The 13,222-nt window shown below is 63.4% G+C and carries 15 protein-coding genes; 8 read left to right on the forward strand and 7 right to left on the reverse strand.

Annotated features, from left to right (window positions below):
• Positions 1 to 19 precede the first annotated feature (19 nt).
• Together AC07XM_RS07315 and AC07XM_RS07320 are read right to left on the reverse strand one after the other, a co-directional pair.
• Complete coding sequence (locus AC07XM_RS07315) at positions 20 to 1,510, reverse strand: M16 family metallopeptidase (protein WP_102689686.1); 1,491 nt, start codon at positions 1,508 to 1,510, stop codon at positions 20 to 22.
• Complete coding sequence (locus AC07XM_RS07320; protein WP_102689685.1) at positions 1,503 to 2,858, reverse strand: M16 family metallopeptidase; 1,356 nt, start codon at positions 2,856 to 2,858, stop codon at positions 1,503 to 1,505. Before AC07XM_RS07320 ends, AC07XM_RS07315 begins: the two co-directional genes overlap by 8 nt.
• Positions 2,859 to 3,089: 231 nt before the next feature.
• On the opposite strand from AC07XM_RS07320, the gene ftsY reads away from it, so the two are divergent.
• The 4 genes from ftsY to rpoH all read left to right on the forward strand — a co-directional run bounded on the left by ftsY (position 3,090) and on the right by rpoH (position 7,296).
• Complete coding sequence (ftsY, locus tag AC07XM_RS07325) at positions 3,090 to 4,634, forward strand: signal recognition particle-docking protein FtsY (RefSeq protein ID WP_096426876.1); 1,545 nt, start codon at positions 3,090 to 3,092, stop codon at positions 4,632 to 4,634.
• Positions 4,635 to 4,636: 2 nt separating this feature from the next.
• The gene (gene ftsE, locus AC07XM_RS07330; protein WP_009684915.1) at positions 4,637 to 5,308 is read left to right on the forward strand and encodes a cell division ATP-binding protein FtsE; all 672 of its coding nucleotides are present in this window, start codon (positions 4,637 to 4,639) and stop codon (positions 5,306 to 5,308) included.
• Positions 5,305 to 6,330, forward strand: coding sequence for a permease-like cell division protein FtsX (ftsX, locus tag AC07XM_RS07335; RefSeq protein WP_016489651.1), 1,026 nt, complete (start codon positions 5,305 to 5,307; stop codon positions 6,328 to 6,330). Before ftsE ends, ftsX begins: the two co-directional genes overlap by 4 nt.
• A gap of 111 nt (positions 6,331 to 6,441) precedes the next feature.
• On the forward strand, positions 6,442 to 7,296 hold the full coding sequence (gene rpoH, locus AC07XM_RS07340) for an RNA polymerase sigma factor RpoH (protein ID WP_003249083.1): 855 nt from the start codon (positions 6,442 to 6,444) through the stop codon (positions 7,294 to 7,296).
• A 134-nt stretch (positions 7,297 to 7,430) separates the two neighbouring features.
• Here the strand turns inward: rpoH and mtgA are convergent, their stop codons facing one another.
• Entirely contained in the window at positions 7,431 to 8,141 is a 711-nt protein-coding gene (mtgA, locus tag AC07XM_RS07345; protein WP_102689687.1) for a monofunctional biosynthetic peptidoglycan transglycosylase, read from the reverse strand.
• A gap of 64 nt (positions 8,142 to 8,205) precedes the next feature.
• Between mtgA and AC07XM_RS07350 the strand changes: the two genes are divergently transcribed.
• The 4 genes from AC07XM_RS07350 to trmB all read left to right on the forward strand — a co-directional run bounded on the left by AC07XM_RS07350 (position 8,206) and on the right by trmB (position 10,479).
• On the forward strand, positions 8,206 to 8,577 hold the full coding sequence (locus AC07XM_RS07350; RefSeq protein ID WP_016489649.1) for a DUF423 domain-containing protein: 372 nt from the start codon (positions 8,206 to 8,208) through the stop codon (positions 8,575 to 8,577).
• 102 nt (positions 8,578 to 8,679) lie between these two features.
• Positions 8,680 to 8,880 carry a sulfur carrier protein ThiS gene (gene thiS, locus AC07XM_RS07355; protein WP_012274654.1) on the forward strand — a complete coding sequence of 67 codons (201 nt, stop codon included), beginning with the start codon at positions 8,680 to 8,682 and terminating at the stop codon, positions 8,878 to 8,880.
• Positions 8,881 to 8,934: 54 nt separating this feature from the next.
• Positions 8,935 to 9,747 (forward strand): thiazole synthase, encoded by an 813-nt coding sequence (locus AC07XM_RS07360; protein ID WP_016489647.1) that lies wholly within the window; start codon positions 8,935 to 8,937, stop codon positions 9,745 to 9,747.
• 9 nt (positions 9,748 to 9,756) lie between these two features.
• Positions 9,757 to 10,479 carry a tRNA (guanosine(46)-N7)-methyltransferase TrmB gene (gene trmB / locus AC07XM_RS07365; RefSeq protein ID WP_060516925.1) on the forward strand — a complete coding sequence of 241 codons (723 nt, stop codon included), beginning with the start codon at positions 9,757 to 9,759 and terminating at the stop codon, positions 10,477 to 10,479.
• Positions 10,480 to 10,683: 204 nt separating this feature from the next.
• On the opposite strand, the gene AC07XM_RS07370 is transcribed toward trmB, so the two are convergent.
• The 4 genes from AC07XM_RS07370 to AC07XM_RS07385 are packed head-to-tail and all read right to left on the reverse strand — an operon-like array spanning position 10,684 to position 13,219.
• A complete protein-coding gene (locus AC07XM_RS07370) occupies positions 10,684 to 11,010 on the reverse strand; it encodes a DUF3392 family protein (RefSeq protein ID WP_016489645.1) in 327 nt (108 codons plus the stop codon).
• A 9-nt stretch (positions 11,011 to 11,019) separates the two neighbouring features.
• Positions 11,020 to 12,195 carry a radical SAM family heme chaperone HemW gene (gene hemW, locus AC07XM_RS07375; RefSeq protein ID WP_016489644.1) on the reverse strand — a complete coding sequence of 392 codons (1,176 nt, stop codon included), beginning with the start codon at positions 12,193 to 12,195 and terminating at the stop codon, positions 11,020 to 11,022.
• The gene (gene rdgB, locus AC07XM_RS07380) at positions 12,192 to 12,788 is read right to left on the reverse strand and encodes an RdgB/HAM1 family non-canonical purine NTP pyrophosphatase (RefSeq protein ID WP_019097207.1); all 597 of its coding nucleotides are present in this window, start codon (positions 12,786 to 12,788) and stop codon (positions 12,192 to 12,194) included. The genes hemW and rdgB overlap by 4 nt, the downstream gene beginning before the upstream one ends.
• Entirely contained in the window at positions 12,785 to 13,219 is a 435-nt protein-coding gene (locus AC07XM_RS07385; RefSeq protein WP_016489642.1) for a DUF4426 domain-containing protein, read from the reverse strand. The genes rdgB and AC07XM_RS07385 overlap by 4 nt, the downstream gene beginning before the upstream one ends.
• Positions 13,220 to 13,222 lie beyond the last annotated feature (3 nt).

Below are 13,222 nucleotides of genomic sequence, written 5' to 3' on the forward strand. Positions count from 1 at the left end.
GGAGGGGTGGATCTTGGCATTAGTGCTCCGGTACCCCGAGCGCTTGCTCGGAGGGCTTTTCAGTAGGTGCTGGCAGGGGTTTCTGTGGCACTTTCGGGCCCACGGTGACGATCACCAGTTTATCGGCTGACAGGTGTTTGTTCATGGCTGCCTTGACCTGCTCGACGGTGAGGGCCTGGGACTGCTGCATGAAGTCTTCCAGCCAGGTCAGCGGCAGATTGTAGAAACCGATTGCACCCAATTGGCCGACGATGCTGGCGTTGCTGGCATTGGACAGCGGGAAGCTGCCGGCCAGTTCGCGCTTGGCATCGTCAAGCTCTTGCTGTGTGGGGCCTGTCGAGAGGTAGTCGGCAAGTATGCCCTGCACCAGCTTGAGCGTGCCTTCACTGAGCTCGGCACGGGTCTGCAGGTTGATCATGAACGGGCCACGCACCTGCATGGGGCTGAACACCGAGTACACGCCGTAGGTCAGGCCACGCTTTTCACGCACTTCGCTCATCAGCCGGGTACCGAAGGCACCACCGCCGAGGATCTGGTTGCCCAGCGACAAGGCTGGCCAATCCGGGTCTTGGCGGTCGATACCCAGTTCTGCCAGCATCAGGTGGGTCTGTTTGGACGGGAAGTCGATGTGGGTCAGGCCAGCCTTGGCTTCGCTGGGCTGGGCCGGCGCGGCAAGCGCCGGGCCCTTGGGCAGGCCTGCCGAAACCTGGGCAGCGATGGCTTCGGCCTCGGCCCGGCTGAGGTCGCCGACCAGTGCGATCACCGCGTTGCCACCGGTATAAGCCTTGGCGTGGAAGGCACGCAATTGTTCCAGGGTAATGCCGTTGATGGTTTCTGCGGTGCCATCGCTTGGGTGGGCGTAGGGGTGGTCACCATAAAGGTTGCCGAACAGGGCCTTGCCCGCGATCTTGCCGGGGTTCTGCTTTTCGTATTCAAAGCCGGCCAGCATCTGGTTCTTGATGCGCTTGAGGGCGTCCTCGGGGAAGGTCGGCTTGCCTGCCACTTCGGTGAACAGTTTGAGCGCAGGCTCACGTTTGTCCTTGGCGCTGAGGCTGCGCAGCGACGCCACAGCCATGTCGCGGTAGGAGCCGTTGCCAAAGTCTGCGCCCAGGCCTTCAAAACCTTCGGCGATGGCGGTTACGTCCTTACCGGCCACACCCTCGTTGAGCATGGCGTTGGTCAGCGCCGCCACGCCGGGTGTTCCACCGTCCTGGCTGCTGCCGGCGGCGAAGGTGACGCGCAGGTCGAACATCGGCAGTTCGCGGGCTTCGACGAACAGCACCCGGGCACCCTCAGCGGTGCTCCAGTGCTGAATGTTCAGCTGGCGCCGGCTGGGGGCCTTGCCATCCAGCTCGGCCAGCGACTGCAACGTGTTGGCCGGCCGGGCGGCGTTGTTGTCAGCCTTGGCGGAGTTGTCGGCCATGGCCGGTGCGGCCAGCACTGCCGCCAGCGCCAGGGCGCGGATGCCGGTGGCCAGCAGGGTTGGGCGTGGTGCGCGACGATCACTCATGAGCGGACTCCTCGGGCAGTACATGGGCAACGCTCAGGCGTTCACGGGTGAAATAGGTGCGCGCGGCGCTCTGGATGTCCTGCGGGGTGACTTGCTTGAGCTCGTCCAGCTCGCTGTCGATCAGTTTCCAGGACAGGCCGACGGTTTCCAGCTGGCCGATGGTGGTGGCCTGGCTGCTGATGGAGTCACGGTCGTAGACCAGGCCCGCAATGACTTGAGCGCGCACGCGTTCGAGCTCTTCGGCGCTGGGCGGGGTGGTCTTGAGTTCTTCAAGCAATTGCCAGATGCCTCTTTCCACATCGTCGAGGGTTTTCTGCTTCTGCACATTCGGCGTGGCCGAGATCAGGAACAGGCTGTCGCCGCGGGTGAAGGCGTTGTAGCTGGACGAGGCGCCGGCGACCAGCTCCTGGCCACGCTCCAGGCGTGCCGGCATGCGCGCGCTGTAACCGCCGTCGAGCAGTGCCGAGATCAGGCGCAGGGCATGCACGGTGCGCGGATCTTTGGCGGTGGGCAGGCCGGGCACGTTGAAGCCATAGATCAGGCTGGGCAGTTGGGTGCGTACGTGCAGGGTCAGCTGGCGCTGGCCAGGTTCGGCCAGCTCCAGGGGCAGTTTGGCTGGCGGTACGGCACGCTTGGGAATGCTGCCGAAGTACTTCTGCGCCAGGCCCTTGACCTCGTCGGCGGTGACATCGCCGACCACCACCAGAGTGGCATTGTTGGGGGCGTACCAGGATTCGTACCAGTGGCGCAGCTCTTCGACCTTCATGCGCTCCAGGTCGGCCATCCAGCCGATGGTCGGCGTGTGGTAGCCGCTGGCCGGATAGGCCATGGCGCGGAACAGCTCGAACGCCTTGGAATTGGGCTGATCGTCGGTGCGCAGGCGGCGCTCTTCCTTGATCACCTCGATTTCGCGGCTGAATTCGTCGGCCGGCAGGCGCAGGCTGGCCAAGCGGTCGGCCTCCAGCTCCAGGGCGACCGGCAAGCGGTCACGGGCCAGTACTTGGTAATAGGCGGTGTAGTCGTCGCTGGTAAAGGCGTTTTCTTCGGCGCCCAGGTCACGCAGGATGCGTGAAGCTTCGCCGGGGCCGACCTTGGCGCTGCCCTTGAACATCATGTGTTCCAGCGCATGAGACAAGCCGGTCTGGCCGGGGGTTTCGTAGCTGGAGCCGACCTTGTACCAGATCTGCGAGACCACCACCGGCGCGCGATGGTCTTCGCGCACGACCACCTTCAGGCCATTGTCGAGGATGAATTCGTGGGTGGGCTGCACATCGGCGGCGAAGGCGGCCAGTGGCAGGCACAGCGTGCCGAGCAACAGGCCAGCGGCGCGGCGGGCTAGAGCATTCATAAGGTGTTTAACCTGTTCGGCGGCCCGCTGGGTTTAGCGTCGACGGGCCAGGAGGTGCTAGGATACTGATCCGGTTGCCTGGCGACCATGCCTGTCGCCGTTCTGGCCCACAGGACACTACGACAAAACGTTGCGCATGAACCAGCCGGCTTCAAGATAGTCTGTTCTGCGTAGAGAGAATTCCCGATGTGCCATTGCTGGCTCATCGCTACCCTGAGATAGCCGTCCTCCATGTTTGGTTCCAACGACGACAAAAAAGCGCCGGCCGAGGCTGGCGAGAAGAAAGGCCTGTTCAGCTGGTTTCGCAAGAAGCCGCAGCAACCTGTCGCCGAACAGCCACAAGTCCCTGAATCCCAGGCTGCAGAGCCTGTAGCGCCGCCGTCTGCCGTCGAGCACCCTGAAGCTGCTCCGGTCGAGCCGGTGGTTGCTGAAGCACCCGCAACTGCAACTGAGGCCCCTCGGGCTGCTGAGCCAGCACCTGCCCCGGTGGCTGCCCCGGTTCCTGAGCCAGTACCTGCCCCGGTGGTTGCCCCGGTCCCTGAGCCAGCACCTGCCCCGGTGGTTACCCCAGCTCCTGAGCCGGCCCCCGCCCCTGTGGGAGCGGGCGTGCCCGCGAATGCGGAACCTGCGGCCCCGCAGCTCGAAACCCCTGCGCCAGTTGCAGCCCCGGCCCTTCAGGCTGTCGAACCCCCGGTCAGCAACCTGGTCCTGCCCGTTGCCGAGGAGCCCGTCGCGCTCGTCCCTGACCTGGAGCCTAAGGCCCCGCCAGCGATTCCCGAGCGTCCGGTAGCAGAGCCCGTGCAGGCAGAGCCCGAGCCTGTCGCTGCCGCAACCGTTGCCGAACAAGCCAAACCCGGCTTCTTTGCCCGCCTCAAGCAGGGCTTGTCCAAGACCAGCGCCAGCATCGGCGAAGGCATGGCCAGCCTGTTCCTCGGCAAGAAGGTCATCGACGATGACCTGCTCGACGAAATCGAGACGCGCCTGCTGACCGCCGACGTCGGTGTAGAAGCCACCTCGGCCATCGTCCAGAACCTGACCCAGAAGGTCGCACGCAAGCAGCTGGCCGACGCCGACGCGCTGTACAAGTCGCTGCAGGAAGAACTGGCCGCGCTGCTGCGCCCGGTCGAGCAGCCGCTGAAAGTGCAGGCGCAGAACAAACCCTATGTGATCCTGGTGGTCGGCGTGAACGGCGCCGGCAAGACCACCACCATCGGCAAACTGGCGAAAAAACTGCAGCTCGAAGGCAAGAAAGTGATGCTGGCTGCCGGTGACACCTTCCGTGCTGCGGCGGTCGAGCAGTTGCAGGTGTGGGGCGAGCGTAATCAGATTCCGGTGATTGCCCAGCATACCGGCGCCGACTCTGCGTCGGTGATCTTCGACGCAGTGCAGGCCGCCAAGGCCCGTGGCGCCGACGTGCTGATCGCCGACACTGCCGGCCGCCTGCACACCAAAGACAACCTGATGGAGGAGCTGAAAAAGGTCCGCCGGGTCATCGGCAAGCTGGACGCCGACGCACCGCACGAGGTGTTGCTGGTACTCGATGCCGGCACCGGCCAGAACGCCATCAGCCAGGCCAAGTACTTCAACCAGAGCGTCGAACTGACCGGTCTGGCCCTGACCAAGCTGGACGGCACTGCCAAAGGCGGGGTGATCTTCGCCCTGGCCAAGCAGTTCAACATCCCGATTCGCTTCATCGGTGTCGGTGAAGGTATCGATGACCTGCGCACCTTCGAAGCCGAGCCGTTCGTGAAGGCTCTGTTCGCCGAGCGAGACTGACCATGATCCGATTCGAACAGGTTGCCAAGCGCTATCCCAACGGTCATGTGGGTTTGCATGAGCTGAGTTTCCGGGCGCGCCGGGGCGAATTCCTGTTCGTCACCGGCCACTCGGGCGCTGGCAAGAGCACCTTGCTGCGTCTGTTGCTGGCCATGGAGCGCCCGACCAGCGGCAAGCTCATGCTGGCAGGGCAGGACCTGGGCCAGATCAGCAATGCGCAGATCCCGTTCCTGCGTCGGCAGATCGGCGTGGTGTTCCAGAACCACCAATTGTTGTTCGACCGCACTGTGTTCAACAACATCGCCTTGCCCCTGCAGATTCTTGGCCTGTCCAAGGCCGAGATCGCCAAACGTGTGGACTCGGCCCTGGAGCGTGTCTCGCTGGCCGACAAGGGCGAGCTGTTCCCGGCCGACCTGTCTACCGGGCAGCAGCAGCGGGTGGGTATCGCCCGCGCCATCGTTCACCAGCCGGCCCTGCTGCTGGCCGACGAACCCACCGGTAACCTCGACCCGCGCCTGGCAGCAGAGATCATGGGTGTGTTCGAGGACATCAACCGCCTGGGGACCACGGTATTGATCGCCAGCCACGACCTGGCACTGATTGCGCGCATGCGCCACCGCATGCTGACCTTGCAGCGCGGCCGCTTGATCGGCGATGGGGAGGCCGGGCAATGAGCACTACACGTACGCCGAAGGTTTCCGAGCGGGTTGCGCCAAAGCCTGCCGACCCGCAGCCGACGAAGAAAAAGCGCGGCGAAGACGATGACGGCCCGGATTTCCGTACGCTGCTGCATGCCTGGCTGGAAAGCCACCGTGCCAGCATGGCCGACAGCCTGCGCCGCCTGGGCAAGCAGCCGATCGGCAGCTTTTTCACCTGCCTGGTGATGGCGGTGGCGCTGAGCATGCCCATGGGCCTGTCGTTGCTGCTGAAGAACGTCGAGCAGCTTGGCGGTTCGTGGCAGCGCGCTGCGCAAATATCGCTGTACCTCAAGCTCGATGCTGGCAGCCGCGATGGCGAAGCGCTGCGCGACGAGATCAAGGGCATGCCGGGTGTGGCGGACGCGCAATTCGTCAGCCGCGAGCAGGCACTGGAAGAATTCCAGCAGCAGTCCGGTCTGGGCGAGGCCCTGCGCGAACTGCCCGACAACCCGCTACCAGGGGTGGTGGTAGTGACCCCGACCGAGGTCGACAAGCCGGCCCTGGACGCCTTGCGTCAGCGCCTGTCGGAGCTGCCGCGGGTGGAAGTGGCGCAACTGGACCTGGTGTGGGTCGAGCGCCTGGCGGCAATCCTCAAACTGGGTGACCGCTTTGTCTTCGGCCTGGCCGTGATGCTGATTTCTGCGCTTCTGTTAGTAATCGGTAACACAATTCGTCTACACATTGAAAACCGCCGTGTGGAAATCGAAGTGATCAAGCTGGTAGGCGGCACTGACGCCTACGTGCGCCGGCCTTTCCTGTACATGGGCGCCCTGTATGGCCTGGGTGCGGGCCTGCTGGCTTGGGGTATCCTGGCGTTTGGCCTGAACTGGCTCAACGACGCGGTGGTAGGGCTTTCCGGGCTGTACGGCAGTGACTTCGCCCTGGGTGGGGTGCCGGCGTCCGATGGTCTGTCGCTCTTGATCGGAGCGGTGTTGTTGGGGTATATCGGTGCATGGATTGCCGTCGCCCGCCACTTGAACGAGCTGGCGCCGCGATAGTTTTTACGTGCCAGCATTGACATTTTCTTCACTACGGAACTTGTACCGTCGTTCCAGGTCAATGTTGGTAGTGCCCACAAGGCGCGAGTTTAGTAAGTCGGAGGTTCTTGAATGACCACATCGTTGCAACCTGCCTATGCCCTGGTACCCGGTGCAAACCTGGAAGCCTATGTGCACACGGTCAACAGCATTCCGCTGCTGACGGTCGAGCAGGAGCGTGATCTGGGCGAGCGTCTCTATTATGAGCAGGATGTCGAGGCCGCTCGTCAAATGGTGATGGCCCACCTGCGTTTCGTCGTACACATCGCCCGTAGCTATGCAGGCTACGGGCTGGCCCAGGCCGACCTGATCCAGGAAGGCAACGTCGGCCTGATGAAAGCCGTCAAGCGCTTCAACCCGGAGATGGGCGTGCGCCTGGTGTCTTTCGCCGTGCACTGGATCAAGGCAGAAATCCACGAGTTCATCCTGCGCAACTGGCGCATCGTCAAGGTGGCCACCACCAAGGCCCAGCGCAAGCTGTTCTTCAACCTGCGCAGCCAGAAGAAGCGTCTTGCCTGGCTGAACAACGACGAAGTGCATCGCGTGGCAGAAAGCCTTGGTGTCGAGCCGCGTGAAGTGCGCGAGATGGAAAGCCGCCTCAGTGGCCAGGACATGGCCTTCGACCCGGCAGCAGAAGCTGACGACGACAGCGCCTTCCAGTCGCCTGCGCATTACCTGGAAGACCACCGTTACGACCCGGCGGTGCAGTTGGAAGATGCCGATTGGAGCGACAACTCCACCAGCAACCTGCACGAGGCACTGCAAGGTCTGGACGAACGTAGCCGCGATATTCTCTACCAGCGCTGGCTGGCGGAAGAGAAGGCCACGTTGCATGAGCTGGCCGACAAGTACAGCGTATCGGCTGAGCGGATTCGCCAGCTGGAGAAGAATGCGATGAACAAGGTCAAGGCACTGATCGCAGCCTGATCGAGCCTTGGTTGTAGAGAAAGCCGCTGGCCCCGATGGGGCGAGCGGCTTTTTTGTGCTCGGCGTGAATGTTGTGACGCCCGTGAGATCGAGCGCCGCGCGGGCGGCGCTCGATTTGCGCATCACCGCAAAACTCAAGGCTTGCGCGATGTATCCAGCTGCATCAGGTAACCGGGCCCGCCCAACTGGCTCATTTGCCGGCGAATCCAGCCAGCCCGGCTGGCCACGTAGGTACTTGGCCTGCTGGCACTCCACTTGATCGGGCTTGGCAGCACCGCAGCCAGTTGTGCGGCCTGCTGGCGGCTGAGTCGGCTGGCATCGACACCAAAGTGATAGCGCGCCGCCGCCTGCGCACCAAACACGCCCTTGCCCCATTCGGCACTGTTCAGGTAAACCTCGAGAATGCGCTCTTTCGACCAGAACAGCTCAATCAGCGCGGTGAACCAGGCCTCTAGCCCTTTACGGAACCAACTGCGCCCGGACCACAGGAACAGGTTCTTGGCCACTTGCTGGGTCAGGGTGCTGGCCCCGCGCACATTGCCGCCACGCTCGTTGTAGGCCAGCGCCGCCTGGATGGCCGGGATGTCGAACCCCCAGTGAGTGGCGAATTTTTGGTCCTCGCCAGCAATGACCGCGACCTTGAGCTCATCGGAGATGTTCTCCCACGGCTCCCAGTCGCGCTGCAGGTCGATCGGCTCGCCATTAACCCAGGACTGGACCTTTCGCTCGAGCATCAGCGCCGTGCCGGGCGGTGGCACCCAGCGGAACACCAGTACCAGCACGACGCTGCCGGCAGCGAACCAGAGCAGGGCGCGGAAGAGGCGACGGATAAAGGTTGGCAGCATGGCGATGGCTTGGCCGTACGGGTGGAAGGGGCCATTATACAGACCCGATACAAGGAGTCGTCCCATGCTTCGCAGCTTCCTGATGCTTGCCGCCTTTTTCGGCTTTACCGGGGTCGCCCTGGGTGCCTTCGCCGCCCATGGCCTGAAAAGCCGGCTGACGGCAGACTACCTGGCGATCTTCCACACTGGCGTGACCTACCAGCTGGTGCATGCCCTGGCGATCTTCGGTGTCGCCGTGCTCTCGGCGCACCTGCCCGGGCGCCTGGTTGGCTGGGCTGGCGGCCTGTTTGCGCTAGGGATAGTGCTGTTTTCCGGCAGCCTGTACCTGCTGACCCTCAGCGGGGTGGGCAAGCTGGGCATGATCACCCCGATTGGCGGCCTGTGCTTCCTGGCCGGCTGGCTGTGCCTGGGCCTGGCAGCTTGGCGACTGGGCTGACCGAGTGGTCCACAATCGCGACTAATGGCGTGCACCGGCCTTGGGTTGCAGGCCGGTTCGGCGCTAGAATGCGGGCCCCAAAGAACAATGGTGGCCGTGCGCATGCGCATTCAACTGAACGGTGAACCTTACGAACTGCCTGCTGGCGAAAGCGTTGCAGCCCTGCTGACGCGCCTGGAGCTGGCCGGGCGCCGTGTGGCAGTGGAACTGAACCTGGATATCGTGCCGCGTAGCCAGCACGACAGCACGCTGCTGAACGACGGCGACCAGGTCGAAGTGGTCCACGCCATCGGTGGCGGCTGACAGCAGCCCGGCGGTTTACAAGCAAGCCCAGCAACCTTTTCCCGAGGAACAACGATGAGCAACGTTCGTAGCGACAAGCCCTTCACCCTGGCCGGGCGCACTTTTCAGTCGCGCCTGCTGGTCGGTACCGGCAAGTACCGTGACATGGAAGAAACCCGCCTGGCCACCGAGGCCTCGGGTGCCGAAATCGTCACCGTCGCCGTGCGCCGCACCAACCTTGGTCAGAATGCGGGCGAGCCGAACCTGCTCGACGTACTGTCGCCCGACAAGTACACCATCCTGCCGAACACTGCAGGCTGCTTTGACGCGGTAGAAGCGGTACGTACCTGCCGTCTGGCCCGCGAACTGCTCGACGGGCGCAAATCGCACGAGTCCCGGACGCTGGTAAAGCTGGAAGTGCTGGCCGACCAGAAAACCCTGTTCCCCAATGTGATCGAAACCCTCAAGGCCGCCGAAGTGCTGGTCAAGGAAGGTTTCGACGTGATGGTGTACACCAGCGACGACCCGATCATCGCCCGCCAGCTGGCTGAAGCCGGCTGCATCGCGGTCATGCCGCTGGCTGGCCTGATTGGCACTGGCCTGGGTATCTGCAACCCCTACAACCTGCAGATCATTCTGGAAGAGTCCAAGGTGCCGGTGCTGGTCGATGCCGGCGTAGGTACTGCTTCCGACGCCACCATCGCCATGGAAATGGGTTGCGAGGCGGTGCTGATGAACTCGGCCATCGCCCACGCCCAGCAGCCGGTGCTGATGGCCGAGGCCATGAAGCACGCCATTGTCGCCGGTCGTATGGCCTACCTGGCCGGCCGTATGCCGAAGAAACTCTATGCCAGCGCCTCTTCGCCGCTGGATGGTCTGATCAAGTAAGAGCTCCTGATGACTGAATCGCACGATACGCCGATCACTCCCGACGGCGAAGCCCGCCCACACCGCCGCATCAAGAGCTTCGTGATGCGCGCCGGGCGCATGACCGAAGGCCAGCAACGCGGCCTGGATCAGGGCGGCCCGCTGTACATCCTGCCGCTGGCCGACAGCCCGGTGGACTATGACCAGGTATTCGGCCGGTCGGCGCCGCGCACCCTGGAGATCGGCTTCGGCATGGGCCATTCCTTGCTGGAAATGGCTGCTGCCGCACCTGAGCAGGACTTCATCGGTGTGGAAGTGCACCGCCCGGGTGTAGGCGCGCTGCTCAACGGCGTACTGACCCAGGGGCTTAAGAACCTGCGTGTGTACGACTGCGATGCCATCGAAGTGCTGAACCGCTGTGTGGCGGACAACAGCCTCGACCGCCTGATGCTGTTCTTCCCCGACCCTTGGCACAAGGCGCGCCACCACAAGCGCCGCATCGTACAGCTTGAGTTTGCCGAGCTGGTCCGTCGCAAGCTCAAGCCTGGTGGCGTGTTCCACATGGCCACCGACTGGGAACCGTATGCCGAGTACATGCTGGAAGTGATGAGCGCCGCCCCGGGCTACCGCAACCGTGCGGCTGACGGCACCTACGTGCCACGCCCGGAAGAGCGCCCGATCACCAAATTCGAGCGCCGCGGTGAGCGGCTGGGGCATGGGGTGTGGGATTTGAAGTTCGAGAAGGCGGATTGATCGGCTGATCTGGCCTTTCGATGTGCTGGTGCTTGCAGAAATGCAGGCGAAAAAAACCGCCTTGAGAAAGGCGGTTTTTTTGTGAGCGCCAGGACTGAGTATCCTTGGCTCTGAGACTTCACCTCAAACATCCCCACAGAAATTACGCAACCGTCAAGATTTTGAGCAAGGCAGTGGCCCTTGCAAGGGCCTTTGTAGGTGGAATCAACCCCTGCGATCAGCCACCACGCCAATCAAGACCAGCACCACCAGCAACACCGGCGCCAGCGCGTAGTTGTTGAACTGGCCCAACCCCTTCACTACCCACGGCGTGGCATAGATTAGCGCTGCACCGCTGCCGACCACCACCATCAGCGCCATGAACGGCACCCGCAGTGCGCCCGCCAGCCCACCCAGGCGTTGCTCGGCCCAGGCTTTGACATCGGTGCCGAACAGCACCAGCAGGCAGCCTACCAAGGCCAGTGAAATCTCCGACAGGTTGCTGCGGCTCCAGCGGGAAACCGTCGCGAGCAGATCAAGTACCAGATCCATGGGTCATCCTTAGGTCAAGAAATACTGCAGCAGGTCATTGAGAAACAACTGGCCCCTTGGCGTGGCTGCCAGTCGATCCGGTTCGACCTGTAAAAGGCCCTTTTGTTCGGCGGCGCGGCGTGCCTCGCGCAGCTGTGCCAGCGGCAATCCCGTGCGCTGGGTGAACAGTTCGGCCTCCACGCCATCGGTAAGCCGCAGGGCGTTCATCAGGAATTCGAACGGCAGCTCGTCGACCGGCAGCAGCTTCTCGCCGGCCTTGAACGGTTTGGCCAGGTTTAGGTAGTCCTTGGGCAGGCGGGTTTTCCAGGTGCGCAGGATGCGCCCGTCGGCGAAGGTCAGTTTGCCGTGGGCACCGGCACCAATACCTATGAAGTCGCCGAAACGCCAGTAGTTGAGGTTGTGTTGCGCAGCACGGCCCGCCTGGGCGTAGGCCGAGACTTCGTACTGGCGGAACCCGTGCTTGGCCATCAATGCCTGGCCGGCTTCCTGGATGTCCCAGAGGATGTCGTCTTCGGGCAGCTCTGGCGGCTGGTTCCAGAACACCGTGTTCGGCTCCACGGTCAGCTGGTACCAAGACAGGTGCGTCGGCCCAAGGTCGATGGCCTGTCGCAGGTCGCCCAGTGCGTCATCCAGTGATTGGTCGGGCAGGCCATGCATCAGGTCCATGTTGAAGTTGTCGAAGCCCGCGGCACGCGCCATGCCGGCGGCACGGACTGCTTCGTCACCATTGTGTATGCGCCCCAGTGCCTCCAGCTTGGCGGCCTGGAAGCTCTGTACGCCGATGGACAGGCGGTTGATGCCGGTTTGCCGGTAGGCCTTGAACTTGTCCTGCTCGAACGTGCCCGGGTTGGCCTCCAGCGTGATTTCGATGTCTGGGGCAAACGGGATGCGTTGTTCCACGCCGCGTAGCAGCCGGCCCAAGGCGTTGGCACTGAACAGGCTGGGCGTACCGCCACCAAAGAAGATCGAGCTGATCGGGCGGCCCTGTACCGCGGCCTGCTCCTGGTCCAGGTCGTCCAGCAGGGCTGTGACGTAGGCGTCTTCGGGCAGTTCAGGCCCGGCAGCGTGGGAGTTGAAGTCGCAATATGGGCATTTGCGCACGCACCACGGTATGTGGATGTACAGCGCCAGCGGCGGCAGGCTGGTAAAGCCCGCCGCGCCGGGTGAAGACAGCGTTGCGATCATGCCAGGCCCAGACGTTGGCGCAGCAGGGCCATGGCACGGGCGCGGTGGCTGAGCTGGTTTTTATCCACAGGGGCCAGGTCGGCGCTGGAGCAGTTGCGCTCCGGTACCCAGAACAGCGGGTCATAGCCAAAGCCGTGCTCACCGCTGGCCTCGAACAGGATGCTGCCGTGCCACAGGCCTTCGCACAGGATCGGCAGCGGGTCGTCGGCATGGCGCACCAGCGCCAGGACGCAGACGAACTGTGCGCCGCGTTCGGCCTCGGGCACGTCTTTCAGGGCCTCGAGCAGTTTGGCGTTGTTCGCCGCGTCACCCTTGCCGTCGGCATAGCGTGCCGAGTAAATGCCCGGCGCCCCACCGAGGAAGTCCACGGCCAGGCCGGAATCGTCGGCCAAGGCGGGCAGGCCGGAAATACGCGCGGCATTGCGTGCCTTGAGGATGGCGTTCTCGACGAACGACAGGCCGGTTTCTTCGGGCTCGACCTGGCTGAACTCACCAATCGAGCGCAGCTGCACGGACTGGCCGAGCATGGCCTGGAGTTCCTTGAGTTTGCCGGCGTTATGGCTGGCCAATACGAGTTGCTGGAAATTCATCATTCGCCTGGGAAAACTTCCTGATTGAAACTGAGGGAGTTGCTGATGCCGCCGGTTTCGATGTTCAGGTCGAAGGTGACGGTTTCTGGCTGTTCGATCTTGAACTGAGCGATGTAGTACACCGCGCCCTGTTCGGTAACCTGCTTGAATGACAGCGGGCTGCTGCGCCCGGTCAGGTCCTTGACTGTGCCGCTGACCAGCGCCGGGGCGGGCTTGCCGGCCTTGAGCACGGCAATGTTGAGCACGCCCTGGTTCTTGCTGCGCACCAGGCCGGTGGCTGCGGCCACCTCGGGTGTGAGCATGCTTGATGTGAATGCGCTGTAGTGCACCGTCACGTCGCCAAACACTTCCTTGCGCTCGGGCCGGGCGGCATCGGCAGCCAGTACCGGCAATGCCAGGCACAGGCTGAACAGGAACAGGGCTAGGCGACGCATGGT

The sequence above is a fragment of the Pseudomonas sp. GW460-LB5 genome, from assembly GCF_059423245.1.